This is a genomic window from Caulobacter zeae (assembly GCF_002858925.1).
Taxonomy (GTDB): domain Bacteria; phylum Pseudomonadota; class Alphaproteobacteria; order Caulobacterales; family Caulobacteraceae; genus Caulobacter; species Caulobacter zeae.
Genome location: NZ_PJRS01000020.1, coordinates 36,387 through 61,426, shown reverse-complemented (window position 1 = coordinate 61,426; position 25,040 = coordinate 36,387). Strand labels below are relative to the sequence as shown.

The 25,040-nt window shown below is 69.3% G+C and carries 23 protein-coding genes; 15 read left to right on the top strand and 8 right to left on the bottom strand.

The window, feature by feature from the left end; translation table 11 throughout:
• Positions 1 to 11 precede the first annotated feature (11 nt).
• The 3 genes from SGCZBJ_RS11025 to SGCZBJ_RS11015 all read left to right on the top strand — a co-directional run bounded on the left by SGCZBJ_RS11025 (position 12) and on the right by SGCZBJ_RS11015 (position 5,082).
• Positions 12 to 737: a FadR/GntR family transcriptional regulator gene (locus SGCZBJ_RS11025; protein WP_101718053.1), complete on the top strand. Its 726-nt coding sequence runs from the start codon at positions 12 to 14 to the stop codon at positions 735 to 737.
• Positions 738 to 831: 94 nt separating this feature from the next.
• Complete coding sequence (locus SGCZBJ_RS11020; RefSeq protein ID WP_101718052.1) at positions 832 to 1,968, top strand: efflux RND transporter periplasmic adaptor subunit; 1,137 nt, start codon at positions 832 to 834, stop codon at positions 1,966 to 1,968.
• A gap of 9 nt (positions 1,969 to 1,977) precedes the next feature.
• Entirely contained in the window at positions 1,978 to 5,082 is a 3,105-nt protein-coding gene (locus tag SGCZBJ_RS11015) for an efflux RND transporter permease subunit (RefSeq protein WP_101718051.1), read from the top strand.
• A gap of 43 nt (positions 5,083 to 5,125) precedes the next feature.
• Here the strand turns inward: SGCZBJ_RS11015 and SGCZBJ_RS11010 are convergent, their stop codons facing one another.
• Complete coding sequence (locus SGCZBJ_RS11010; protein WP_101718098.1) at positions 5,126 to 6,457, bottom strand: aminotransferase-like domain-containing protein; 1,332 nt, start codon at positions 6,455 to 6,457, stop codon at positions 5,126 to 5,128.
• A 61-nt stretch (positions 6,458 to 6,518) separates the two neighbouring features.
• Between SGCZBJ_RS11010 and SGCZBJ_RS11005 the strand changes: the two genes are divergently transcribed.
• Positions 6,519 to 6,932 (top strand): DUF983 domain-containing protein, encoded by a 414-nt coding sequence (locus tag SGCZBJ_RS11005; RefSeq protein ID WP_101718050.1) that lies wholly within the window; start codon positions 6,519 to 6,521, stop codon positions 6,930 to 6,932.
• A 10-nt stretch (positions 6,933 to 6,942) separates the two neighbouring features.
• Here the strand turns inward: SGCZBJ_RS11005 and SGCZBJ_RS11000 are convergent, their stop codons facing one another.
• A complete protein-coding gene (locus SGCZBJ_RS11000) occupies positions 6,943 to 7,527 on the bottom strand; it encodes a hypothetical protein (protein ID WP_133149230.1) in 585 nt (194 codons plus the stop codon).
• Between the two features lie 59 nt (positions 7,528 to 7,586).
• Complete coding sequence (locus tag SGCZBJ_RS10995; RefSeq protein ID WP_058346591.1) at positions 7,587 to 7,898, bottom strand: polyhydroxyalkanoic acid system family protein; 312 nt, start codon at positions 7,896 to 7,898, stop codon at positions 7,587 to 7,589.
• 114 nt (positions 7,899 to 8,012) lie between these two features.
• Here SGCZBJ_RS10995 and didA point away from each other — a divergent pair, with 114 nt between their 5' ends.
• The 3 genes from didA to SGCZBJ_RS10980 all read left to right on the top strand — a co-directional run bounded on the left by didA (position 8,013) and on the right by SGCZBJ_RS10980 (position 10,799).
• Positions 8,013 to 8,234 carry a DNA damage-induced SOS-independent cell division inhibitor A gene (gene didA / locus SGCZBJ_RS10990; protein WP_101718048.1) on the top strand — a complete coding sequence of 74 codons (222 nt, stop codon included), beginning with the start codon at positions 8,013 to 8,015 and terminating at the stop codon, positions 8,232 to 8,234.
• Between the two features lie 41 nt (positions 8,235 to 8,275).
• Positions 8,276 to 9,289, top strand: coding sequence for an N-acetyl-D-Glu racemase DgcA (dgcA, locus tag SGCZBJ_RS10985; RefSeq protein WP_101718047.1), 1,014 nt, complete (start codon positions 8,276 to 8,278; stop codon positions 9,287 to 9,289).
• A gap of 205 nt (positions 9,290 to 9,494) precedes the next feature.
• Positions 9,495 to 10,799 carry a dicarboxylate/amino acid:cation symporter gene (locus tag SGCZBJ_RS10980; protein WP_101718046.1) on the top strand — a complete coding sequence of 435 codons (1,305 nt, stop codon included), beginning with the start codon at positions 9,495 to 9,497 and terminating at the stop codon, positions 10,797 to 10,799.
• A 163-nt stretch (positions 10,800 to 10,962) separates the two neighbouring features.
• On the opposite strand, the gene murB is transcribed toward SGCZBJ_RS10980, so the two are convergent.
• Both murB and murC read right to left on the bottom strand, forming a co-directional pair.
• Positions 10,963 to 11,862: a UDP-N-acetylmuramate dehydrogenase gene (gene murB / locus SGCZBJ_RS10975; RefSeq protein ID WP_101718045.1), complete on the bottom strand. Its 900-nt coding sequence runs from the start codon at positions 11,860 to 11,862 to the stop codon at positions 10,963 to 10,965.
• A gap of 5 nt (positions 11,863 to 11,867) precedes the next feature.
• Positions 11,868 to 13,286, bottom strand: coding sequence for a UDP-N-acetylmuramate--L-alanine ligase (gene murC, locus SGCZBJ_RS10970; protein ID WP_101718044.1), 1,419 nt, complete (start codon positions 13,284 to 13,286; stop codon positions 11,868 to 11,870).
• A gap of 102 nt (positions 13,287 to 13,388) precedes the next feature.
• On the opposite strand from murC, the gene lepA reads away from it, so the two are divergent.
• Both lepA and SGCZBJ_RS25855 read left to right on the top strand, forming a co-directional pair.
• The gene (gene lepA / locus SGCZBJ_RS10965; RefSeq protein WP_101718043.1) at positions 13,389 to 15,197 is read left to right on the top strand and encodes a translation elongation factor 4; all 1,809 of its coding nucleotides are present in this window, start codon (positions 13,389 to 13,391) and stop codon (positions 15,195 to 15,197) included.
• 124 nt (positions 15,198 to 15,321) lie between these two features.
• Complete coding sequence (locus SGCZBJ_RS25855) at positions 15,322 to 15,807, top strand: RebB family R body protein (protein ID WP_205685368.1); 486 nt, start codon at positions 15,322 to 15,324, stop codon at positions 15,805 to 15,807.
• A 130-nt stretch (positions 15,808 to 15,937) separates the two neighbouring features.
• On the opposite strand, the gene SGCZBJ_RS10955 is transcribed toward SGCZBJ_RS25855, so the two are convergent.
• Positions 15,938 to 16,462: a homogentisate 1,2-dioxygenase gene (locus SGCZBJ_RS10955; RefSeq protein ID WP_240621478.1), complete on the bottom strand. Its 525-nt coding sequence runs from the start codon at positions 16,460 to 16,462 to the stop codon at positions 15,938 to 15,940.
• Between the two features lie 11 nt (positions 16,463 to 16,473).
• Entirely contained in the window at positions 16,474 to 18,501 is a 2,028-nt protein-coding gene (locus SGCZBJ_RS10950) for a TonB-dependent receptor plug domain-containing protein (RefSeq protein ID WP_101718041.1), read from the bottom strand.
• A 122-nt stretch (positions 18,502 to 18,623) separates the two neighbouring features.
• Between SGCZBJ_RS10950 and SGCZBJ_RS10945 the strand changes: the two genes are divergently transcribed.
• The 6 genes from SGCZBJ_RS10945 (at position 18,624) to SGCZBJ_RS10920 (ending at position 22,839) form a co-directional block, all read left to right on the top strand.
• Positions 18,624 to 19,250, top strand: coding sequence for a glutathione S-transferase family protein (locus SGCZBJ_RS10945; protein ID WP_101718040.1), 627 nt, complete (start codon positions 18,624 to 18,626; stop codon positions 19,248 to 19,250).
• Between the two features lie 198 nt (positions 19,251 to 19,448).
• Positions 19,449 to 21,041 carry a flavin monoamine oxidase family protein gene (locus tag SGCZBJ_RS10940; RefSeq protein WP_101718039.1) on the top strand — a complete coding sequence of 531 codons (1,593 nt, stop codon included), beginning with the start codon at positions 19,449 to 19,451 and terminating at the stop codon, positions 21,039 to 21,041.
• 2 nt (positions 21,042 to 21,043) lie between these two features.
• On the top strand, positions 21,044 to 21,478 hold the full coding sequence (locus tag SGCZBJ_RS10935) for a c-type cytochrome (RefSeq protein WP_101718038.1): 435 nt from the start codon (positions 21,044 to 21,046) through the stop codon (positions 21,476 to 21,478).
• Positions 21,479 to 21,603: 125 nt separating this feature from the next.
• Entirely contained in the window at positions 21,604 to 21,780 is a 177-nt protein-coding gene (locus SGCZBJ_RS10930; protein ID WP_101718037.1) for a hypothetical protein, read from the top strand.
• A gap of 27 nt (positions 21,781 to 21,807) precedes the next feature.
• Positions 21,808 to 22,341 carry an AAA family ATPase gene (locus SGCZBJ_RS10925; protein WP_101718036.1) on the top strand — a complete coding sequence of 178 codons (534 nt, stop codon included), beginning with the start codon at positions 21,808 to 21,810 and terminating at the stop codon, positions 22,339 to 22,341.
• Positions 22,342 to 22,344: 3 nt separating this feature from the next.
• On the top strand, positions 22,345 to 22,839 hold the full coding sequence (locus tag SGCZBJ_RS10920) for a GNAT family N-acetyltransferase (RefSeq protein WP_101718035.1): 495 nt from the start codon (positions 22,345 to 22,347) through the stop codon (positions 22,837 to 22,839).
• 6 nt (positions 22,840 to 22,845) lie between these two features.
• On the opposite strand, the gene flhA is transcribed toward SGCZBJ_RS10920, so the two are convergent.
• A complete protein-coding gene (gene flhA / locus SGCZBJ_RS10915) occupies positions 22,846 to 24,963 on the bottom strand; it encodes a flagellar biosynthesis protein FlhA (protein WP_101718034.1) in 2,118 nt (705 codons plus the stop codon).
• Positions 24,964 to 25,040: the final 77 nt, after the last annotated feature.

The following is a 25,040-nucleotide window of genomic DNA, read 5'->3' as shown; positions in this document are numbered from 1 at the left end:
AGACTTTGGCGATGCGCACCCAGCCTGGACTGAGCCTCACCTACGGCCTCGTGGAATCGCTTGGTCAGGCCATCGTCACCGGCGAGTACGCCGAGGTGGGTTTTCCCACTGAAGGCGAACTGTCGAAGAAGTTCGGGGCCAGCCGCACGGTGACGCGCGAGGCGGTGAAGATGCTCACCGCCAAGGGCCTGCTCAGCGCCCGTCCCCGCCACGGCACGGTGGTCGAGCCGGAAGCCAACTGGAACCTGCTCGACCCCGACGTCCTGCGCTGGCTGCTGGAGCGCAAGTTCTCGCTGAAGCTGCTGTCGGACTTCACCGAGATGCGGCTGGGCATCGAGCCGGCCGCCGCGGCCCTGGCCGCCCGCAACGCCGACGAGGCAGGCCTGGACGCCATCCGCAAGGGCCTGGCCCGGATGAAGGCGGCCGCCGACGGCGAGGACGATCCCCTCGCCTCGGACATCGCCTTCCACATCTCGATCCTCAACGCGACCAAGAACCCGTTCTACAGCGAGCTGCACGAGCTGGTGAACACGGCGCTGCGGATCTCGATCCGCTTCACCAACCGCATCAAGGGCCGCACCGCCTCGATCCCCTCGCACGAGGACGTGGCCAACGCGATCATCGCCCGCGACGCCGTTGCCGCCCAGACCGCCATGCAGGCGATCATCGTCGACGTGCTGGAACTGATCCGCGCGGCCTCGGCCGGCGACGCGCAGACGACCCGCAAGGAAGCCTGACCCCCGCTTCCGCGCCTTACCCCGATTTAACTCGTCGAACTTCGTTTCTCGTCTAGAAGTCCCTGCTGGGAATCTGACGAAAAAGGGGCATGTCGTGGGTTACGGGTTCAAGGGGTCGATCGGGCGCACCACAGCGCTGGCCCTGGTTCTGACGGTCGCGGCCGCCGGCCTTTCCGCCTGTGGCAAGGACAAGAAGGCCGAGGCCAAGGCCAAGAAGCCCGTCGCCGCCCTGACCGTCAGCGTCGCGCCGGTCGCCGTCCTGCCGCTGCCGCGCGTGATCAACGCCTCGGGCACCATCTCGGCCTGGGAAGAAGTGCCGGTCGGCGCCGAGACCGGCGGCCTGACCGCCACCGCCGTCAACGCCGAGGAAGGCCAGTTCGTCCGCCAGGGCCAGGTGCTCGTGGCGCTGAACGACACCCTCCTGCGCGCCCAGCTGCGCCAGCAGGAAGCGTCCGTCACCAGCGCCCGCGCCACCCTCGCCGAGGCAGAGGCCTCGCTGAAGCGCTCGCGCGAGCTGCTGGCCAAGGGCTTCCTGTCGCAGGCCTCGCTCGACACCGCCACCGCCCGCCAGGCCACCGCCGCCGCCCAGGTCGCCGCCGCCGAAGCCGCTCGGGGCGAGACCGTCGCCCGCGTGGCCCAAGCCTCGATCCGCGCGCCCGTCTCGGGCCTGATCGTCCGCCGCAGCGTCACCAAGGGCCAGATCGTCAGCGCCGGCAGCGAACTCTTCCGCATCGTCCGAGACGGCCGCATGGAGCTGGACGCCGAACTGCCCGAGACCGACCTTGGCCTCGTGAAGGCCGGCATGCCCGCCGTCATCACCTCCGAGCAGGTCGGCAAGGCCGACGGCGCGGTGCGCATCGTCACCTCGGAAGTCGACCCGCAGACCCGCCTGGGCGTCGCCCGCATCGCCCTGACGGCGATGGGCGCCTTCCGGCCGGGCATGTTCGCCCGCGCCCAGATCCAGGCCGGCGACCAGGCCTCGCCCGTGGTGCCCAGCGCCTCGCTCCTCTACCGCCAGAACCAGCCCGGCGTGTTCATGGTCGACCGCAACCGCAAGGCCCAGTTCCGCAAGGTGGCGATCGTGGCCCGCACCGGCGACGTCACCGCCGTCACCGGCGTCTCGGCCGGAGAAGAAGTGGTCGTGCAGGGCGCAGGCTTCCTGGGTGATGGCGACGCCGTGCGGGTGGCCGTCCACCAGGCCGCCCCCACCCTGTCCGCCGCCAAGCGCTAGGGCCCGACGATGGACGCCAACAACATCTCGCGCTGGGCGATCAAGAACCCGATCCCCGTCCTGATGCTCTTCGTCATGCTGACGATCGCCGGCGTGGCCGGCTTCATGGGCATGCGGGTCAACAACAACCCCGACGTCGACCTGCCGCTGGTGGTGGTCTCGGCCTCGCGTCCCGGCGCCGCGCCGAGCGAGCTCGAGACCCAGGTCACCCGCCTGATCGAGGACTCGATCGCGGGCCTGGGCCAGGTGCGCCACATCACCTCGACCGTGGGCGACGGCTTCTCCTCGACCTTCATCGAGTTCGAGCTGGGCGTCGACCACGAGCGCGTCACCAACGACGTGCGCAACGCTATGTCCAACCTGCAGTCCGCCCTGCCGCAGGACATGCAGATCCCCAACGTCACCCGCATCGACATCTCGGGCGACCCGCTGATCACCTACGTGGTCCAGGCCCCGACCCTGACGCCCGAGCAGCGCAGCTGGTTCGTCGACAACGACGTGGCCCGCACCCTGCTGGCCATACGCGGCATCGGCGAGGTCAACCGCCTGGGCGGCGTCAGCCGCGAGATCGAGGTCGCCCTGGATCCCGACCGCCTGTCGGCCCGCGGCGTCACCGCCGCCTCCGTCAGCCAGGCCCTGGCCAGCACCAACGCCGACCTGCCCGGCGGCCGGGTGACCGTCTCGGGCTCCGAGCGCGCCATCCGCACCCTGGGCGCGGCCGGTTCGGTGGAGCAGCTGCGCGAGACCCGCATTCCCCTGTCCAACGGCGGCACCGTGCGCCTGGGCGACCTGGGCGAGGTCACCGACCGCTGGGCCGAGCCGCGCAACCGCGCCCGCTTCGACAACCGCGAGGTCGTGACCTTCAACATGGTCCGCTCGCGCGGGGCCAGCGAGGTCAAGGTCGCCCAGAAGGTCCGCGAGGCGATCGAGAAGCTCGACAAGGAGCATCCCGAACTGACGATCTCCGAGATCACCTCGAACGTGAAATACATCGAGGAAAGCTACTGGGCCTCGCTCGAGGCCCTGGGCCTGGGCGCCCTGCTGGCCGTGCTGGTGGTGCTGCTGTTCCTGCGCGACTGGCGCGCCACCTTCCTGGCGGCCGTGGCTATCCCGCTGTCGCTGCTGCCGACCTTCGCGGTCATGGCCCCGCTGGGCCAGTCGCTGAACGGCGTCACCCTGCTGGCCCTGTCGCTGACCGTGGGCATCCTGGTCGACGACGCCATCGTCGAAATCGAGAACATCGTCCGCCACATGCGTGGCGGCAAGTCGCCCTACAACGCGGCGATGGAGGCCGCCGACGAGATCGGCCTGGCCGTGGTGGCCACCACCTTCACCATCGTGGCGGTGTTCGCGCCCACCGGTTTCATGCCCGGGATCATCGGCCAGTTCTTCAAGGCCTTCGCCCTGGCCGCCTGCGTCTCGGTGCTGTTCTCGCTGCTGGTCGCCCGCATGCTGACGCCGCTGATGGGCGCCTACATGCTCAAGCCGCACCACAAGCCTGACACCGACCCGTTCTGGATGCCGGGTTACCTGCGGGCCCTGAACTGGTCGCTGAACAACAAGTGGAAGGTGCTGGTCATCGGCTTCGTCAGCTTCGCCGCGTCGCTGGCCCTGATCCCGCTGCTGCCGTTCGAGTTCCAGCCGGCGGCCGACCGCGGCCGCGCACCGTTTTCGATCGAACTGCCGCCCGGCGCCACGCTGGACGAGACCGACGCCATCGCCCAGCGCGTCACCCGCGAGCTGCAGGCTCGCCCCGAGGTCAAGGGCGTCTACGCCTCGGTCGGCAGCGACGGTGTCAACAAGGCGCGGATCACCGCCGACCTCGTGCCGAAGGGCGAGCGGATGAACCAGCAGCAGTTCAGCCGCATGATGGTCGACCAGTTCAAGTCGGTCCCCGGCGCGCGCATCGGCGCGGGCAACAACAGCGGCGGCGGCCCCGGCGACGGCGGCAGCTACACCCTGCGCCTGGTCGGCGACGACGGCCCCGAACTGGAAGCCGCCGCCCGCCGCGTCGAAGCCGAGATGCGCGGCGTCCCGGGCCTGGCCAACGTGGTCAACACCGCCTCGATCGCCCGTCCGGAGATCATCGTCACCCCGCGTCCCGACCAGGCCGCCCGCATGGGCGTCTCGGCCGGCGCGATCTCGCAGGCCGTGCGGGTGGCGACCATCGGCGATATCGACCAGTCCCTGCCCAAGTACAATCTGGGCGACCGCCAGGTGCCGATCCGCCTGCGCCTGACGCAGAACGCCCTCGAGGACCTGTCGGTGCTGGAGACCCTGAAGGTGCCCTCGGCCACCGGCGCCTCGGTGCCGCTGAACGCGGTGGCCGACATCCGCTTCGGCGCCGGCCCCTCGCAGATCAGCCGCCAGGACCGTTCGCGCGTCGCCGAGATCACCGCCGAGCTCGACGGCATCGTGGTCGGCGAGGCTTCCAAGCGGGTCCACGCCTTGGAGTCGGTCAAGAAGCTGCCGCTCGGCGTCAAGGAGGTGGCCGCCGGCGACGCCGAGTTCATCGCCGAGATGATGCAGGGCTTCATCATGGCCCTCGTGACCGGCCTTCTGCTGATGTACGTCGTGCTGGTGCTGCTGTTCCGCAGCTTCGCCCACCCGGTGACCATCATGGCCGCCCTGCCGCTGGCCATCGGCGGCGCCTTCGCCCTCCTGAAGCTGGTCAACAGCAGCTTCTCGATGTCGAGCCTGATCGGCATCCTGATGCTGATGGGCATCGCCGCCAAGAACTCGATCCTGCTGGTCGAGTACGCGATCATGGCGATGAAGGACGGCATGACCCGGCGCGAAGCGCTGATCGACGCGGCCCACAAGCGGGCCCGCCCGATCCTGATGACCACCGTGGCCATGGGCGCGGGCATGGTGCCGGTGGCCGTCGGCTTCGGCGCCGACGTCGAGTTCCGGGCCCCGATGGCGATCACCGTCATCGGCGGTCTGATCACCTCGACCTTCCTGTCGCTGCTCTACATCCCGGTGGTGTTCGTGTTCATGGACCAGTTGAAGAACTGGTCGAACAAGCTGCTGGGGCGGTTCTTCCACCACTCACATCACCATCCCGCCCACGGGACGCACCAGGAAGAGCCGGTGCTGGTCACGCGGGACTGACGACCAGGGGGCGGACTTTCGGGTCCGCCCCTTTTTCGTGGCTTCAGACCAGGCGGCGCAGGGCCTCGGCCAGCACGCTCCGCTTGCCCGGCGCGCCCAGCGACAGCCGCGCGCCCGGGCGGCCCGCGTCGCGGGACGCGGAGAACAGGTCGGCCCGCGCCAGGGAAAGGCCCTCGGGCGCATTGCCGGCCGCCTGCTCCAGCCAGACATGCAGGCAACCCGCCGGTCCCTTGGCGTGCGGCAGGATCTCGGCGGCCAGGGCGCGACGAGCCAAAGCCTCGGCCCGCACGCCGGACAGGACAGCCTCGGCCGTCCCCTCGCGGATCCAGGCCGTCGCCACCGCCGCCATCAACGGCGCGGGCATCTGGCACAGGGCGTGGCCGGCCGCCGCCAGGCGCTGGGCCGCGGCCGCGTTGGGCGCGGCGACATAGGCGATGCGCAGGCCCGGCGTCAGCGCCTTGGCCAGGGTCGCCACGTGCCAGACGCGATCGGGCGCCAGGCTGGTCAAGGCCGTTGGCGCGGGATCGGGCAGCCGGCCGTAGGCGTCGTCCTCGACGATGCGGGCGCCGGCTCGGGCGCAGACCTCGACCACGGCCGCCCGTCGGTCCTCGCCCATGGTCGCCGTGGTCGGATTCTGCCAGGTGGGCGTGACCACCACCAGGCGCGCGCCGCTGGCGGCCAGTTGCTCGGCCAGGGCCTCGGGAACGATCCCCTCCCCGTCCATCGGACAGGCTATGGCGCGGACGCCGCGCGCGGCCAGGGCCGCCAGCAGGCCCGGATAGGTCAGGGCCTCGACCACCACCGCGTCGCCGGGCGCGGTCTCGACCGCCAGGATCGCCGACAGGGCCGCCTGCGCGCCGGCGCAGACCACGACGCGCTCGGGATCCGCCGCCCCCAGGCCGGGCGCCATCCAGGCCGCGCCCGCCCCGCGCTGGGCCAGGGAGCCGGCCCCCGCGTGATAGGCCATCAGGGTCGCCGGATCGGTGCGGGCCAGCACGTCCGCCGTCGTCTCGCGCAGCAGCGCGCCCAGCGACAGCCCCTGCGGCGGCGGCGGCAGGTTCATGGAGAGGTCGACGAGACCCGCCTCCTCCTCGCCCGCCCGCAGGCGCACGAAGGTTCCGCGCCCCGCCGTTCCCTCGACCAGCCCCTGCTCGCGCGCCAGCGCGTAGGCCCGGGTCACCGTGGTGAAGTCGACGCCCAGCAGGCCCGCCACCGTCCGCTGCGGCGGCAGCTGTTCGCCGGCAGACAGCTCGCCGTCGGCGATCGCGCCGCGCAGGGCCTCGAACAGCCGCCGATAGATCGGCCCCTCGCCCGCGGCGACCCGCCGCAGCCATGTAGCGCCCGCCGGCAGAACAGCGTCTCTTGCGTCGCTCATGATTGATCCATACATTTATACCGTAATGTATGGATCAATTTTCGGATTGTAGGTAGGGGTCATGACGCCCGGACACGAGTTCTTCGATCCGCCCTCGCCCATCGTCAGCGGCTTTCGCCAGCGCTGCCCGCGCTGCGGGGAGGGCAAGCTGTTCAAGGGCTTCCTGGCGCTGGCGCCGTCCTGCGACCAATGCGGCCTGGACTACGGCTTCGCCGAGCCCGCCGACGGGCCGGCCTTCTTCGTGATGAGCGGCGTCGGCATCCTGGTGACCTTCGCCTTCGCCTGGGTCGAGGTGGTCTATCGCCCGCCGATCTGGGTGCATTTCGTGACCGTGTTCCCGGCCCTGATCCTTGGATGCCTGGCCACCCTGCGCCCGGTGAAGGCCTGGCTGGTGGCCTCGCAGTTCGTCAACAAGGCCGAGGAAGGCAAGTTCGAGAGCCTGGGCCGCCACGACCACGATCCGCGACGGCTGTGAGCGACGGGGCCTAGCCGCCGCGCCGTGCAGCCAGGCTGAACAGCACCGCCGCCCCGGCGAACAGGGCGGCGAACACGCCGTTGGCGACCAGGATCTCGGCCAGGGCGCCCGGCGATCCGCCCGGCCCCGTCGACAGGGCGAAGACAGCGATGGCCGCAAGGGTCGCGGCCGCGACCAGCATGGCCTTGGCGAGCCCGGCCGCCCTGAACCGCCATGCGGCGGCCGTCGCCAGGGCCAGCGCCACGACGCCGGGATAGGCCAGATTGATCTGATCGCCTTCGTTTCCGACGATCCCGACCGCCAGACTGGCCCAGATCATCAGGAAAGCCGCGCCGACGGCGAGCACCGCTCCAGCGCGATAAGCCATGTGCCGGCTGCGCATCACCGCCAGTTCCAGCATCAGGCCCGCCCCGCCCAGCATGGCCGCGAACAGGGCGAAGTCCCAAGGGCTCCACGCCACCTCGTCGGTGACCTGCATCGCCAGCCACGGCGCGGCCAGCAGCAGCGCCGCCAGACCCCAGCCGGCGGCCCTCAGGGTTCTTGGTTTCACAGGCAGGTCCATCACCGCGCTCCCGGTATCCAGGACGGGAAGCATGCCTCATCCTGCCACGAAGACCGATGAAGGCGGCGTGGATATTCGGTGCAGGCCGGCGCTTACTTCTTCTCGAGCAGCAGCGTGCCCTGCTTCTTGACCTGGCCGGTGATCTTGCCGGCGATCATGCCCAGCAGGCCCGGCAGCACGACCTCGACGATCACCACGTTGGCGGCGACGTTCAGCTTGCCGGTGATGTTCTGGCCCATGACCAGGGCCGAGAAATCCAGCACGTCGTCGCGCCAGGCCTTGGTGACATTGGCCAGCCCGCCCGGGATCTGGGCGCCCAGCTGTTCGAAGCCGTTCTCGATCCGGCGCTTGGCCTCGGCCACGCCGAGTTCGTGCGGGATGTTGATGGTGACGGGCTTCGACATGGGAACTCCAAAGGCGTGTTGCGCCCCTGACATAAGGATGCGCGAGGCGTTCGGCTATACGTCCCGTTCTGACGCACCCGAGGCGCAGGGTCGAAAGCGTCCACGGAGGAAGCCATGACCGACATCGCCATGACCCAGTTCTTCGACGCTCCAGCTCGTAGCGCCTCCGTCCGCCGGACCCGCCCGGGCCGTCCCGCAGGGCTCTGGGGCTCGATCAGCTACGCCGGCGTGCTGCTGATCTGGGCCGGCCTCTTCGTCATCCGCCCGCGCCTGGCCCTGCGGGTCATGGCCGAGCGCCGCGCCGACTCGCCGATCCCGCGCTTCTCCAGGCGCTGATCCCCTCGCCAAAGCCCTCGAATGGCGCCAAGCCAGGGGACATGAGCCGCCTCGTCGCCGTCCGCCCCGTCAGCCATCCGCTCGCCGCCCCGTTCCGCATCTCGCGCGGGGTCAAGACCGCCGCCGACGTGGTGGTGGTCGAGATCGCGCAGGACGGTCACGTCGGTCGCGGCGAGAGCGTGCCCTACGCCCGCTACGGCGAGACCGTGCAGGGCGTCGAGGCGCAACTGGCGCCCGCCGCGCGCCTGATCGCCATGGGCGGCGACCTTTCCGAAGCCCTGGCCCTGTTGCCGGCCGGCGCGGCGCGCAACGCCCTGGACTGCGCGATCTGGGACCTGCGGGCCAAGACCTCGGGCGTCTCGGTCGCCGCCGCCACGGGTCTCGCCATCCCGAGCGCCCTCGTCACCGCCGTCACCGTCAGCCTCGATACGCCGGACGCCATGGCGCAGGCCGCGGCCAAGGTCGCCGGAGCGCCGCTGATCAAGGTCAAGCTCTCGGCCGAAGACCCCGCCGCCCGCCTGGCCGCCGTCGCGGCCGCCGCGCCGGACGCCGCCCTGATCGTCGACCCCAACGAAGGCTGGACCTTCGACATCCTGCGCAGCCTGGAAAACCAGCTGTCGCGCCTCAACATCGCCCTGGTCGAACAGCCCCTGCCGGCCGGCGAAGACGCCGCCCTGGAGGGCTATGCGCCCCCCTTCCCGATCTGCGCCGACGAGTCCGTGCATACCGCCGCCGACCTGCCGGCCCTGCGGGCGCGCTACCAGGCGGTGAACCTCAAGCTCGACAAGTCCGGCGGCCTGACCGAGGCGCTGGCCATGCTGCGCGCCGCCAAGGACCTGGGCTTCACCCTGATGACCGGCTGCATGGTCGCCTCGTCCCTGGCCATCGCGCCGGCCCTGCACCTGGCCGCCGAATGCGCCTTCGCCGACCTCGACGGACCGTGGTGGCTGAAGGAAGACCACCCCGGCGGCCTGCGCGTGGTCGGCGGCCGGATCACGCCGCCGACGGCGGGGTTCTGGGGCGACGGCGTCGACGCGGAAGGGCTGTGGCTGTGAGCAGCCCTCCCTCTCCCATAGGGAGAGGGCCGGGGTGAGGGGTTACGGCGCTCGACGGAGCGCCGGCACATCGTCCAACCTCGTAACCCCTCACCCTCCCTCTCCCTCTGGGAGAGGGTTCGATAGGCGCAGCCGCCGAGCACCGATCAGCGGAACCTGGCGCAAGACGCTTGACCCACCTCGCATAACGCCGTGCTCTGGCGACATGACCGACGCCCTCGCCCCAAGAACAGCCGACGCGCCGCCCCCGCCCCGCCCCAAGAACCCGCTTCAGCTGTGGTTCGGGATCTCGCTGTGGAAACGGATCCTGGCCGCCCTCGTGGTCGGGGCCGTGGTCGGCTACTTCTGGGGCGAAGGCGCGACCAGCCTGAAGTGGATGGGCGACATCTTCGTGCGGCTGATCCGCATGATGGTGGCCCCGCTGGTCTTCGTGATCATCGCCTCGGGAGTTGCCCAGCTGGGCGACGCCCGGCGGCTGGGCGGCATCGGCGTCAAGACCATCGCCATGTACGTGCTGACCACCCTGATCGCGGTCAGTATCGGCCTGACCATCGCCACCCTGCTGGGTCCCGGCGTCGGCGCCGACCTGCACAACGCCGCCCCCCAGGCCGTGGCCCCGCCCAAGTCGCCGGCCGAGCTGTTCATCGGCATCGTGCCGCTGAACCCAATCAAGGCGCTTGCCGAGGGCGAGACCCTGGCGATCATCTTCTTCGCCGTGCTGGTCGGGGCCGGGGTGATCGTCGCGGGCAAGGACGGCGAGCCGGTCGCCAAACTGCTGGCCAGCGCCAGCGAGGTGATGCTGCGCATCGTCGGCTTCGTGATGGAGGCCGCGCCGTTCGGCGTCTTCGCCCTGATCGCCGTGGTCATGGGCACCAATGGGCCCGAGACCTTCCTGCACGTGGCCAAGCTGGGGGTCTGCGTGATCATCGGCGCGGCGATCCAGACCTTCGTCACCCATGCCGCCGTGGTGCGGCTGGGGGCGTGGCTGCCGCTCTTGCCATTCTATCGCGGCTGCATGGACGCCATCCTGGTGGGCTTCTCCACCTCGTCCAGCTCGGCCACCCTGCCGGTGGCGATCCGGGTGGCGGAAGAGAACCTGGGCGTGAAGCCGTCGATCTCGTCGACCGTCCTGCCGCTGGGGGCCACCATCGGCATGGACGGCACGGCGATGTACGTGGCCATGCTGACCATGTTCGCCGCCCAGGCCTTCGGCGTGCCGCTGACCCTGGCCGACTACGCCCTGGTGGCCATCACCACCACCATCGTCGCCATGGGCGTGGCGCCGGTGCCGTCGGGGTCGCTGTTCGTGCTGGCCGCCGTGCTGGCCACCATCGGCGTCGGCCCCACCCAGACGGCGATCATCGTCGGCTTCATCCTGCCTTTCGACCGCATCCTCGACATGATCCGCACCGTGCCGAACGTCACGTGCGACCTGTCGATCGCCACCGCGGTGGCGCGGTGGGAGAAGGAGATCGACGTCGAGGAATATCTGTCGAAGAAGGATGTGTGACCCTTCTCCCCTTGCGGGAGAAGGTGTCAGCGAAGCTGACGGATGATGAGGGGGCGCACGAACGAAAAACGCCGCGACGGCTGATCGGCTGTCGCGGCGTCTGATTTCTGAGAGACCCCTCACCCGGCCCTTCGGGCCACCCTCTCCCACAAGGGGAGAGGGATCAGGATCTGCCGATCCGCTTGATCTCCCAGTCCAGCTGGACGCCGGTCTTGGCCAGAACGTCGGCGCGGACAGTGTCGCCCAGGCCTTCCAGGTCGGCCGCGGTGGCCTCGCCGGTGTTGATCAGGAAGTTGCTGTGCAGGGGCGAGAACATCGCACCGCCGAACAGCTTGCCGCGCCAGCCGGCCTCGTCGACCAGCTTCCACGACGAGTGGCCCGGCGGGTTCTTGAAGGTCGAGCCGCCAGTCTTTTCGCGGATGGGCTGGGTGGTCTCGCGACGGCTGGTGATCTCGGCCATGCGGGCCTTGATCGCGGCCGGTTCGTCGACGGTTCCCTCGAACACGGCGCTCAGAACAATCAGGTCCGTGCCCTGGATCGCGCTATGCCGGTAGGTGTGCTTCAGGTCGTTGTCTCCCATCAGGAAGACCTTGCCCTTGCGGTCCATCACCGTCGCGGTGGCGATGATGTTGGTGGTCTCCGAACCGTAGCAGCCGGCGTTCATGACCACCGCGCCGCCGACAGTGCCAGGAATGCCGGCGAAGAACTCCAGCCCGGCGATCCCGAACTCGGCCGCTTTACGCGCTACGACCGCGTCGGGCACGGCGGCTCCCGCATGAATGCTGACGTCGTCCAGCTTGCGGACGTCGTTGAAGCCCTTGCCCAGGCGGATGATCACCCCCTCGACGCCGCCGTCGCGGACCAGCAGGTTGGAGCCGACGCCGATGGCCATCACCGGCACGGCCGGATCCAGGGCCTTCAGGAAGTCGGCCAGGTCCTGCTCGTCGGCCGGCAGGAACACCACGTCGGCCGGCCCGCCGACGCGGAACCAGGTGAACGGGGCCAGGGCCTCGTCGATCAGCAGCTTGCCACGAACGGTCGGGAGTTGGGTCTTCCAGGTCATCAGATTTACTTCGCCAGCGCTTCCAGCTGGCCCGGCAGGGCGTAGGCCCAGGACGTGATGTCCCCGGCCCCCAGCAGCACGACGAGGTCGCCGCTCGTGGCTTCGGCCGCGATCAGGGCCGGCAGGGCCGCCGGGCTTTCCAGCGGCAGGGCGCGGCGGTGGCCGAATTTCTTGAGGCCCTCGACCAGGTGGTCGCGGTCGACGCCCTCGATCGGTTGCTCGCCCGCCGTATAGACGTCGGCGACGACCACCGTGTCGGCGTCGTTGAAACAGCTGCTGAACTCGGTCATCAGGTCACGCAGGCGGGTGTAGCGGTGCGGCTGCACCACCGCGATCACCTTGCCGGTGCTGACGGCGCGGGCGGCCTTGAGCACGGCGGCGATCTCGACCGGGTGGTGGCCATAGTCGTCGACCACGCGGACGCCATTGGCCACGCCCGTCGTGGTGAAGCGGCGCTTGACCCCGCCGAAAGCCGCCAGGCCGGCGCGGATCGCTTCGGCGTCGAGGCCCAGCTCGCGGGCCACCGCGACGGCGGCGGTGGCGTTGAGCACGTTGTGGTGCCCGGCCATCGGCATCTTCAGGCCTTCATAGCGGATAACCTCGCCCTCCAGCGGCGAGATGGCGATGTCGAACTTGGCGCCTTCGGGGCCCATCTCGATGTTGGAGACACGGACCTCGGCCTGCGGATTGGTCCCGTAGGTCACCAGACGACGGTTCTCGATCCGCGAAGTCAGGGCCTGCACTTCGGGGTGGTCGGTGCAGACAGCCGCGAAGCCGTAGAACGGAATGTTCTGGATGAAGTCCTGGAAGCCCTTCTTCACCGCGTCGAAGTCGCCCCAGTGGTCCAGGTGTTCGGCGTCGATGTTGGTGACGATGGCCACGGTCGACTTCAGCTTCAGGAACGAGCCGTCGCTCTCGTCGGCCTCGACGACGATCCAGTCGCCCTCGCCGACCTTGGCGTTGGTGCCGTAGGCGTTGATGATGCCGCCATTGACGACCGTGGGGTCCAAGCCGCCGGCGTCGAGCAGGGCCGCGACCATCGAGGTCGTGGTGGTCTTGCCGTGGGTGCCGCCCACGGCGACCGAGAACTGAAGGCGCATCAGCTCGGCCAGCATCTCGGCGCGGCGAACCAACGGCAGGCGCTTGTCGCGGCCGGCGACCATCTCGGGGTTATCGGCCTTCACCGCCGTCGAATAGACGATGGCCGAGGCGCCTTCGACATTGGCCGCGTCGTGGCCCACGAAGATGCGCGCGCCCAGCTTCTCGAGCCGTTCGGTGTTGGCGCTGGCCTTGGCATCGCTGCCCTGCACGGTGTAGCCGATGCGGATCATGATCTCGGCGATGCCGGACATGCCGATGCCGCCGATGCCGATGAAGTGCACGGGGCCGAGTTCGAAGGGGACGGGTCGTCGACGCTGGATCATCGCGTCGGATTAGACGATTTGAGGCCCGCCGTGAACGGGGTCGATGACGCAAACCCGTCACGCCCCCTCGCGAACCGGTGCAAATGTGATAGACGCACGCGCATGAGCTCTACGCCCCTCGACAAGATCCGCAATTTCTCGATCGTGGCCCACATCGACCACGGCAAGTCGACCCTGTCCGACCGCCTGATCCAGACCACCGGCGGCCTGACAGCGCGCGAGATGAGCGCCCAGGTCCTCGACAACATGGACATCGAGAAGGAGCGCGGCATCACCATCAAGGCGCAGACCGTGCGCCTGAACTACAAGGCCGCCGACGGCGAGACCTATGTCCTGAACCTGATGGACACCCCCGGGCACGTCGACTTCGCCTATGAAGTGTCGCGCTCGCTGGCCGCCTGCGAAGGCTCGATTCTGGTCGTCGACGCCTCGCAGGGCGTGGAAGCCCAGACCCTGGCCAATGTCTACCAGGCCATCGACAACAACCACGAGATCGTTCCAGTCCTCAACAAGGTCGACCTGCCGGCCGCCGACGTCGATCGGGTCAAGGCCCAGATCGAGGACGTCATCGGCCTGGACGCGTCGGACGCCGTCGAGTGCTCGGCCAAGACCGGCATCGGCATCCCCGACGTGCTGGAAGCCATCGTCACCCGCCTGCCCGCCCCCAAGGGCGACGTCAATGCGCCGCTGAAGGCCCTGCTGGTCGACGCCTGGTACGACGCCTATCTCGGCGTGGTCGTGCTGGTGCGCATCTTCGACGGCACGCTGAAGGCCGGCCAGCAGGTCCGCATGATGCAGACCGGCGCCACCCACCGCATCGACAAGGTCGGCGTGTTCACGCCCAAGGCCACCGACGTGGCGCTGCTGGGCCCGGGCGAGGTCGGCTTCTTCACCGCCTCGATCAAGGAAGTGGCCGACGCCGCCGTCGGCGACACCATCACCGACGAGAAGAAGCAGACCGCCGAACCGCTGAAAGGCTTCAAGGAAGTCGTGCCGGTGGTGTTCTGCGGCCTGTTCCCGGTCGACGCCGCCGACTTCGAGGACCTGCGCGCCGCCGTCGGCAAGCTGCGCCTGAACGACGCCAGCTTCACCTTCGAAATGGAAAGCTCGGCCGCGCTGGGCTTCGGCTTCCGCTGCGGGTTCCTGGGCCTGCTGCACCTGGAGATCATCCAGGAGCGCCTGAGCCGCGAGTTCGACCTCGACCTGATCGCGACCGCCCCGTCGGTGGTCTACAAGATCAAGATGCGCAACGGCGAAGAGATCGAGCTGCACAACCCGGCCGACCTGCCGGACGTCATGCAGATCGAGGAGATCGCCGAGCCCTGGATCAAGGCGACGATCTTCACCCCGGACGAGTTCCTGGGCGGCGTCATCAAGCTCTGCCAGGACCGTCGCGGCATGCAGCGCGAACTGTCCTACGTCGGCAACCGCGCCATGGTGATCTACGACCTGCCGCTGAACGAGGTGGTGTTCGACTTCTACGATCGTCTCAAGTCGATCTCGAAGGGCTATGCCAGCTTCGACTATCAGCTCGAGGACTATCGCGCCGGCGACCTGGTGAAGATGTCGATCCTGGTCAACAGCGAGCCCGTCGACGCCCTGTCGATGCTGGTCCACCGCAGCCGCGCCGAAAGCCGCGGCCGCGGCATGTGCGAGAAGATGAAGGAGCTCATCCCGCAGCACATGTTCGTCATCCCGATCCAGGCGGCCATCGGCGGCCGGATCATCGCCCGCGAAACCGTACGCGCCCTGCGCAAGGACGTGACCGCCAAGTGCTACGGCGGCGACGCCAGCCGTAAGCGCAAGCTTCTGGACAAGCAGAAGGAAGGCAAGAAGCGGATGCGCCAGTTCGGCAAGGTCGAGATCCCGCAGGAAGCCTTCATCGCCGCCCTCAAGATGGACGAGGATTGATCGGCGGAGGGCTCCGCCCTCCCCCGCCTTGTGCGAAATTTCCTATTCTGAAAGCCGCGGCCATCCATAGGGATGAGCCGCGGTTTTCATTTCGAAGGCCGCCTGATCCAGCACGGAGACGACCATGGCCTTCCCGACCAACGTCAACGACCAGATCACCGACTCCGTCAGCCAGGTGAACACCAAGGTTTTGGGCGACGCGCCCGCCATCGCCATGGGCAACCTGTTCGAGGCCGTAAGCCAGGCACTGTCGAACGCCGCCCACAACGCAACGAACAACCAGCAGCAGTCCAACGTGACGGCACAGGCCTCGACGACGCAGGGCGTCTCGACGCTGCTCTCGGTCGACACCGCCAGCGCTGGCGAAGCGACCCAGACTATCTTCGCCGCCGCCCCGCCTGCACCGCCGAGCGAACCTTCCGAGGCGGCGACGGAACAGGCCATCCAAGCCGCCATGGCGGCGCAGGAAGCGGCGATGCAGGCGGCGCAGGACAATGCCGACCAAGCCATCCAAGCCGCCTTGGCGGCGCAGGAAGCCGCCATTGCGCAAGCCGAAGCCGAGGCCGACGCCGCGATAGCCGCTGCGACGGGGACCGTTCCGAAAGACTAGGATCCGCACCCAGGCTTAGGCAGCGAGAACCGCGGATCCGTGACGAAGGTCTCGTCGGTCAGCGTACCCAGGAACTCGACGAGCTCCGCGATCTGTCGTTCCCCAAGCCGCACCGCCCCTCCCCGTCGCGTCAGGGCTTGCGGGCGACCATGATCGGCAGCTCGGCCTGGGCGTTGGCCGAGATCTGGATCAGGTAGTCGCCGGGCGTCAGGTCGAAGGTCACCATCTTGCGCACGGTCGAGCAGGCCGGACCCCGGCCGTGGGCGGTCGAGCGCTGGACCGCGCCGTCCTTCAGCACGTCGATCCAGGCGCCGGCTCCCAGCGCGATCACATAGGCCCCGGCCGTCTCGACCTTCAGCGAGAACAGGCCGCCCTTGCTGACCGTGCCGCCGGGCTTTTCCGGCTGGACGGCGTAGGTCACGTCCGGCGTAGGCGACAAGGCGGCGACGTAGGCCTGGCCTGGAGCCAGCACGGCCTTGGGCAGGTCTGTGACCGAAGTCGCCGCCGGCAGCGGCGACTTTGCCGCCCAAGCCGCCAGCTCCGGCGGCAAGCCGGCTTCGGCGCCAGGCCCGCAGGCCACGTCCGGCATCGTCTGGGCGAAAACGGCCGGCGCGGCCAGGGCGAGGCCGGCGGCCAGGATCAGGGCAAGACCCATGGCGGGGCTCCTCAGAACTTGACCCGAAGGTCGGCGCGGAAGTTGCGGCCTTCCTCGGGGAAGCCGTCGACCAGCTGGTACTTCTGGTCCAGCAGGTTGCGGGCCCCGACGATGACGTCGATCTTCGGCGTCACCTTCACCTGCGCCGTCAGGTTGGCCAGCACGTAACCGCCGGTCCGGTAGTAGCGGACGGGGCTGACAAGCGAACTGGAGGTCACCGTCCAGCGCTTGGACGCGGCTTCGATGCTGGGCGTCAGCGACAGGCGATCATTCAGCGTCCAGTCGGCGTAGACGAACAGCTTGTGGTCGGGCGTGCCGGTCGGACGGAAGGCGGCGTTGGTCGGGTCGGTCAGCTTGCGATGCAGGTAGGTGTAGTTGCCGCCCAGGGTCAGGTGGTCGCCGGCCTTGAAAGTCGCCGCGCCTTCCAGACCGTAGTACTCGCCGTCGCCGGCGTTCTTGGTCTGGTTGACCGTGCCGTAGGGCGGGCCCAGCGCCACCGGGATCAGGATCAGGGCGTCGCGCACGTCGCTGTAGAACACCGCCCCCTCGATCTTCAGCAGCGGGGTGAAGTCGACCGAACCGCCCAGCTCGTAGTTGATCGCCCGCTCGGCCTTGACGTCCGGATTGGGCACGGCCTGGCCCATGCGGGCGCTGTAGCGCTCGAACAGGGTCGGGAAGCGGGCGCGCGACGAGACGCTGCCGTGCAGCTGCACGTCGGGCAGCGGCCGCCAGACCAGGGCCGCCTGGCCGTTCCAGGCCACGTCGTCGGTCAGCGGATAGAAGACGAAGGCGTTCGAGTTGTAGTCCTGGGCGGTGACCAGGTCGCGGCGATCGCGCGACACGCCGACCACCAGGTCGACCTTGTCGCCAAAGCGCTGGGTGTCCTCCAGGGCGACCGAGGTGGTGTCCTCGATCACCGTCTGGCGCGGCTCGGTCCCCGCCGGGGCGAAGCTCTGCTGCCACTCGACGTGCTCGTCGCGACGATAGAAGGCGGCGGCCTTCAGGGTGTTGCTGGCGGTGACGTCGACGTCCAGCTCCAGGTTCCCGCCATAGGCCACGTCGTCATAGTAGGAGCGGAACGCGCGCCCCAGCGTCTGGCTGTTCTGGCGGGCGTTGTCGAACGAATAGAGGGCGTTCTCGAAGGTGTTGCGATAGACGCGGGCCTTCAGCACCGCGTTGTCGGCGATCTGTGTCCGCGTCAGCAGGGCCAGGCTGTCGATGTTCCAATAGGGCCAGGACCAGTAGCGGGTGCTGGCCGTATCGGTGACGTGATAGGGCGCGTTCTTCTCGCCCTCCTGGCGGGTGTAGGTGATCGAGTATTCGTCGGTGGCGTTGGGCGTGAAGCCGGCCTTGAGGTTGACCCTCCAGTCCTCGCTCTCGGAGTGGTCACGATTGCCGCCCTTCTCGAGCGCGGTAGCCTTGTAGTCGTCGGGCAGCCGCCAGTGGGTGCGCTCGCTGCGCGCGCCGCTGGCCTGGACGTAGAAGCGGTCGGTCTTGCCGCCGATCCGGCCCGACACGGTGTTGCCATTGAGCGAGCCGTCGCCGTCGAGGCCCGCGCCCAGGCGGATCTCGCCTTCGAAGGGTTGCGAGGGCTTGCGGGTGACCAGGTTGATCGCCCCGCCCAGGCCGCCCGGGCCGTCCAGCACCGAGACATAGCCCTTGGAGACCTGCACTTCCGACAGATCCGCCGTCAGGAACCGCGCGAAGTCGATGCGGTTGTCGGCCGGGAGGAACACCCGCACGCCGTCGATCGACAGCGTGGTCTGGAAGCGGTCGAAGCCGCGGATGAACACCAGCCGCTCGTTGCGCGAGCCGCCGCTGTTTCCGGCCGCCGCGCCGGGGATCAGGTCCAGCGCCTGGTCGACGCTGGCCTTGTCGAACTTGCGTAGAGCCTCGCCCTTGACCGTGCTGCCGCCCACGGTTTCGCCGGCGGCGTTGCGGGCGGTCACCTGCACCTCGCCCAGCGCATAGACGTCGCCCTGGGCGTGGGCGGCGCCGGCCAGCAGCGAACCGGCGAGCAGTACGGAGCGAAACAGCATGAAATCCCCTCGTTATGCAATTCGACTACATAACGAGTCGCGGGACGCCTCGCCTTGAAGAATTTCTCCACCGGCGCGTGAAACCGACAATGCTAGAGATCGCAGCATCACTGGAGACCCTCATGCTCAGGATATTGGGCCGCACCTCGTCGCTGAACGTCCGCAAGGTGCTGTGGACCTGTGGCGAGCTCGATCTCGCCTACGAGCGCGAGGACTGGGGAACCGGCTACGCCTCGACCAGCGACCCGGCCTTCCTGGCGCTCAATCCCAACGCCCTGGTGCCGGTGCTGATCGACGAGCACGGACCGCTTTGGGAATCGAACACCATCTGCCGCTACCTCGCCTCGCGCCATGTCGGCGGCGAGTCCCTGCTGCCCACCGAGCCGCGCGGCCGGGCCGCCGTCGAACAGTGGATGGACTGGCAGGCCACCGAGCTGAACACCGCCTGGCGCTACGCCTTCGCCGGCCTGGTGCGGCGGATGCCTGGCTTCGACGACCCGGCCCAGATCGCCGCCAGCATCCGCGCCTGGAACGTCGCCATGACCCTGCTCGACCGCCAGCTCGACCGCACCGGCGCCTTCGCGGCCGGCGAGACCTTCACCCTGGCCGACGTGGTGCTGGGCGTCTCCGTCCACCGCTGGGCCGCCTCCCCCATCGACCGCGACGTCCTGCCGGCGGTCGATGCCTACTACGCCAGGCTCAAGACCCGGCAGGCGTTCCAGCCGTGGGCCCTCGACTCGGTTCCCTAAGCCCGCGCGCCCCTCGCCCACCTCCCCTGCCCGTTTCCTGCGCAGCCCCATCATCCGAACGCTGCGGAACGGTGATCCGCGAACCCATCCGCTCGCCACGCGAACAAAGTGGGCGGCGGGGGCGCCAGGCGCCCTGCTTAGCTCGGTCCAGCACGCCGTCCGGTCGCGGGCGGCGGCGAAGGGGATAGGGCCGAGCACATGCCAGACGGAGTTCGCGTACCAACCAGAAGACAGCTCTTGACCGCCATCGCCCAGGTGGGCGGGACGGCGGCGCTGTACCAGGCCATGACCACCCTCGGCCACGCCGCCGAGACCCAGTTCCACGGCCCGCCGAACCTCGCGGGCGCAAGGCCCGGCGCATCGGTGCTGGTGCTGGGGGCGGGCCTCGCCGGCCTGCTGGCGGCCTATGAGCTGACCCGCGCCGGCTACAAGGTGCGGATCCTGGAATACCAGGGCCGCGCGGGCGGCCGGAACTGGTCCCTCCGCGGCGGCGACACCTATACCGAGCTGGGCGGCGCGACGCAGAAGGTGGGCTTCGCCCCAGGCAACTACTTCAACCCCGGCCCTTGGCGCATCCCGCACCATCACCGCACCCTGCTGCACTACTGCAAGCAGTTCGGCGTGGCGCTGGAGCCGTTCATCCAGTTCAACCACAACACCTGGGTCCACTCGTCGACCGCGTTCGGCGGCAAGCCGGTGCGCTTCAAGGCCGCAGCGGCCGACTTCGAGGGCAATGTCGCCGAGTTGCTGGCGAAATCGATCAACACCAAGGCGCTGGACGACGCGGTCACGCCCGAGGACCGCGAGAAGCTGCTGGAGGCCCTGAAGGGCTGGGGCATGCTCGACGGCGACTATCGCTACGCCAAGGGCCTGCGCAGCTCGGCTCACCGGGGCTATGACCGGCCGCCCGGCGGCGGGATCGACGGCGCGCCGATCCCCTCAGACCTCTACGCCCTGCACGACGTGCTCGATCCGCAGGTCTGGACCTCGATGGCCTTCTTCATGGGCCACGAGATGCAGACCACCATGTTCCAGCCGGTCGGCGGCATGGACATGATCGGCAAGGCCTTCGCCAGGCAGGTCGAGGGCCTGACCACCTTCAACGCCAAGGTCACCAAGATCGCCCAGGACGACAAGGGCGTGGCCGTCACCTTCTCCGACACCGCCACGGGCAAGGTCGAGACCGCCAAGGCGGACTGGTGCGTCTGCACAATTCCGCTTTCCATCCTCGGCCAGATCGACAGCGAGATCAGCGACGACCTGGCCGCGGCCATCAAGGCCGTGCCCTATTCGGGCCAGGTGAAGATCGGCCTGGAGATGAAGCGACGGTTCTGGGAGGAGGAAGACTCCATCTACGGCGGCCACAGCTTCACCGACCAGGAGATCGCCCTGATCTCCTACCCCAACAACAACCTGTTCGGGAACGGACCGGCCGTGCTGCTGGGCGCCTTCGCCCGCGAGATGGGGGCCTATCGCCTGGCCGGCATGACGCCGCAGCAGCGCATCGAGGTCGCCCTGCAACAGGGCTCGGTCCTGCACCCGCAGAGCTATCGCAAGGAGTTCGCCAGCGGCGCCTCGGTGGCCTGGAGCCGCGTGCCCTGGGCGCTGGGCTGCTGCGCCCGCTGGACCGAGGAAACCCGCAAGCAGCACTACCAGACCCTGGTCGCCATGGACCGGCGCATCGTGCTGGCGGGCGAGCACGCCTCATACGTCGGCTGCTGGATGGAGGGCGCCCTTCTCTCGTCCCTCGACGCCATCACCCGCCTGCACAAGCGCGCCCTGGAGGCCTGAGCATGACCCGTCCCGTTCTCGCCGCGGCGTCGGCGCTCACTGCCGCCCTCGCCTGCGCCATCCCCGCCGTCGCCCAGGCCCCGCCCGGCGGCGACACCGGCGGCGGCGTGGTGCGCGTGCAAAAGCCGATCACCGGCCAGCAGGTCTACGAGGCCGTCTGCCAGGCCTGCCACATGGCCGACGCCAAGGGCGGAACCGGCGCAGGCACGATTCCCGCCCTGGCCGGCAATCCGAAACTGGCCGCCGCTCCTTACGTCTCCATGGTGGTCGTGCGCGGCCAGGGCGGCATGCCGCCCTTCGCCGGCACGCTGGACGACGATCAGATCGCGCAGGTCGTCACCTATGTCCGCACCCACTTCGGCAACGCCTACGCCAAGCCGGTGACGGCCGCCGACGTGGCGAAGGTTCCCCATCCGGAAAGGTCCGGCGGGCACTAGGAGCATGGCAGCCGAAAGTGTGCGCGGTTTCGGCGTCCGCCACGCTCCGAGCAGATGATTTAGCGACCGCCCCCGGACCGGTCGCTAAACGGGACGTGGGGCGTCGGGCGTGCTACAGCGCGCCGATGAGCAACGAGACCAACGACGCCCCGCCGAACGAAACCCCGATGCAGCGCGCCCTGCGCCTGAAGAAGGCCGCCCAGGGTCGCCACGGCCACGGGCCCAAGGCCTCCAGCGGCAAGGTCGACAAGGCCGACGCCGTCGCGCCTACCGGCAAGTCACGCCCCTGGATGACCCGCTAGGGTCAGCGGCCGGCCGGAGGACGACCCATGGCCGACAACTTCGTCCTGATCACCGGCTGCTCGGGCGGCGGCAAGTCCAGCCTGCTGGCGCAACTGGCCGCCCGCGGCTACGCCGTCGTCGAGGAGCCGGGCCGCCGCATCGTCCGGCAGGCGCGAGGGGCGGACGACCCCGTCCTGCCCTGGAACGATCCCGCCGCCTTCGCCCGTCGCGCCGTCGAACTGGCCCTGGCCGATCGCGAAGCCGCCCGCGGGCTGCATGGCTGGGTGTTCTTCGATCGCGGCCTGGTCGACGCCGCCAGCGCGCTGGAAACCGCCACCGGCGAGCCCAGCCTGCGGGCTCTCGACCGCGCCCACCGCTATCACCGCCGGGTCTTTCTCGCGCCGCCCTGGCCGCAGATCCACGTCGCCGACGCCGAGCGCCGCCACGGCCTCGACGCGGCGCTGGAGGAATATCACCGCCTGGAAGCCGCCCTGCCCGCCCTCGACTACGAGGTCGTCGTCCTGCCGAAGACCTCGGTCGCCGCCCGCGCCGACTTCGTCCTCGCCACCCTGGAAGCCTGAGCCATGCTGATCCGCCCCGAGCGCCCCGAGGACGTCGCCGCCATCGGCGCGGTGACGTCCGCCGCCTTCCTGGGCCGCCCCTACAGCAGCCAGACCGAGGCCCTGATCGTCGCCGCCCTGCGCGCGGCGGGCGCGCTGTCCCTGTCGCTGGTGGCCGAGGTCGACGGCCAGGTCGCCGGCCACATCGCCTTCTCGCCGGTCGATATCGAGGTCTCGTCGGGCGACTGGTATGGCCTTGGCCCAGTGTCGGTGACCCCCGACCAGCAGGGTACGGGCCTTGGCCAGGCCCTGATCCGCGAGGGTCTTAAGCAGCTGGAAGCGCGCGACGCGGCCGGCTGCGTGCTGCTAGGCTCACCCAAATACTATGAGCGGTTTGGCTTCGTGGCCGACGAGGCCCTGACCTACGGCGGCGAGGCTTCGCCCTACCTGCAACGGCTGGTCTTCAAGGGCCGCCCGCCGCGCGGCGCGGTCACTTATCACACGGCGTTCGGGGCTTAGGCGCCCCTACACCATCCCCACCGTCTTCAGGCGGGCGCGGGGGTGGATCTCGTTCTGGCTCATGACCACGGTCTGGCCGCGGAAGCGCTCGATGATCGAGCGGACGTAGGGACGGATGCCCGGGCTGGTCAGCAGCACCGGCGACTCGCCTTGCAGGGCGGCGCGCTCGAAGGTGTCGCGCACGCCGCGGATGAAGTCCTGCAGGCGCGAGGGGGCCAGGGCCAGCTGCTTGTCCTCGCCCGGCCCGATCAGGGCTTCGGCGAAGGCCTGCTCCCAGTCGGCCGACAGGGTGATGATCGGCAGGGCGCCGTCCTCGCCGCGGTTGGCCCAGCACAGCTGGCGGGCCAGGCGCGCGCGCACCTGCTCGACCAGCTGGGTGACCGAAGCCGTGTGCGGCGCGGCCTCGCCGATGCCCTCCAGGATCTGCGGCAGGTCGCGGATCGAGACGCGCTCCTTGAGCAGGGCCTGAAGCACGCGCTGGATGGTGGCGGCGTTGACGACGCCGGGGATCAGGTCGTCGACGAGCTTCTTCTGGTTTTCCGGCAGCTCCTTCAGGAGCTTCTGCACCTCGGCGTAGGAGAGCAGGTCGGCCATGTTCTCCTTGAGGATCTCGGTCAGGTGCGTGGTCAGCACCGTGGCCGGATCCACGACCGTGTAGCCGCGGAACGTCGCCTCTTCGCGCAGGTCGTCGGCCACCCAGGTGGCCGGCAGGCCGAAGGCGGGCTCGCGCACGTGCTCGCCGGGCAGCTCCACCTGGCCGCCGCGCGGATCCATGGCCATCAGGTGGCCCAGGCGCACTTCGCCGAGGCCCGCCTCCATCTCCTTGATGCGGATGGCGTAGCCCTGGTTGGCCAGGCGCATGTTGTCGAGGATGCGCACGGGCGGCATGACGAAGCCGAACTCGGTGGCCAGGGTCTTGCGCAGGGCGCGGATCTGGTCGGTCAGGCGACGGCCTTCGAGGTCGTTGATCAGGGTCAGCAGGCCGTAGCCCAGCTCGATCTTGACGTCGTCGATCGCCAGGGCGGCGCTGATCGGCTCTTCTTCCGGCTCGGCGGGGGCGGCGGCCGCCGCGGCGGCCGCGGCTTCGGCGGCCTCCTTGGCGGGCGCCAGCTTGGCCTGCTGGGCGCGGCGATAGGCCAGGAAGCCCGCGCCGACGGCCAGGCTCGCGAAGGGCAGCAGCGGCATGCCGGGGATCAGGGCGATGACGCCGGACGAGGCCGAGACCATGCCCAGGGCGACCGGGTTCATGGCCAGCTGGGTGGTCAGGGCCTTGTCGGCGCTGCCCTCGACGCCGGCCTTCGACACCACCAGACCGGCGGCGATCGAGATGACCAGGGCCGGGATCTGGCTGACCAGGCCGTCGCCGATGGTCATCAGGGTGTAGGTCGAGGCGGCCTCGCCGATCGGCACCTTGTGCTGAACAACGCCGATCAGGATGCCGCCGACGATGTTGATGCCGGTGATGATCAGGCCGGCGACGGCGTCGCCCTTCACAAACTTGCTGGCGCCGTCCATGGCGCCGAAGAAGGTGCTTTCCTGCTCCAGCTCCTTGCGGCGGATCTTGGCCTGGTCCTGGTCGATCAGGCCCGTCGACAGGTCGGCGTCGATGGCCATCTGCTTGCCGGGCATGGCGTCCAGGGTGAAGCGCGCCGCCACTTCGGCGATACGGCCCGAACCCTTGGTGACGACCATGAAGTTCACCACCACCAGGATGATGAAGATGATCACGCCGATGACGAAGTTGCCCTGCATCATCAGGTTGCCGAAGGCGGCGATGACGGCGCCGGCCCCGTGGCCGCCCTCGTGCCCGTTGCCCAGGATCAGGCGGGTCGAGGCGATGTTGAGGCCCAGGCGGTAGAGGGTCGCGACCAGCAGGACGGTCGGGAAAGAGGTGAACTCCAGCGGCTTCTTGATCAGCACCGCGGTCATCAGGATCAGCACCGAACCGGTCAGCGACACGGCCAGCAGGATGTCGAGCAGCGCCGGCGGCACCGGCAGGATCAGCAGGACGATGATGCCCACGACGCCGACGGCCAGGCCCATCTCGCCGCGCAGGATCCCCTCCCACAGCGACCTGGCGCTGGGGATCGAGGAAGCGGCCTTGGGGGCGGCGGCGTCAGCCATGGAAAGCCTTGCTGCTGTGTCTAGGGCAGGACCGTCTCGCTTGAAGCGATTTGTGGCGGCCCGCCATCTCCTTAATC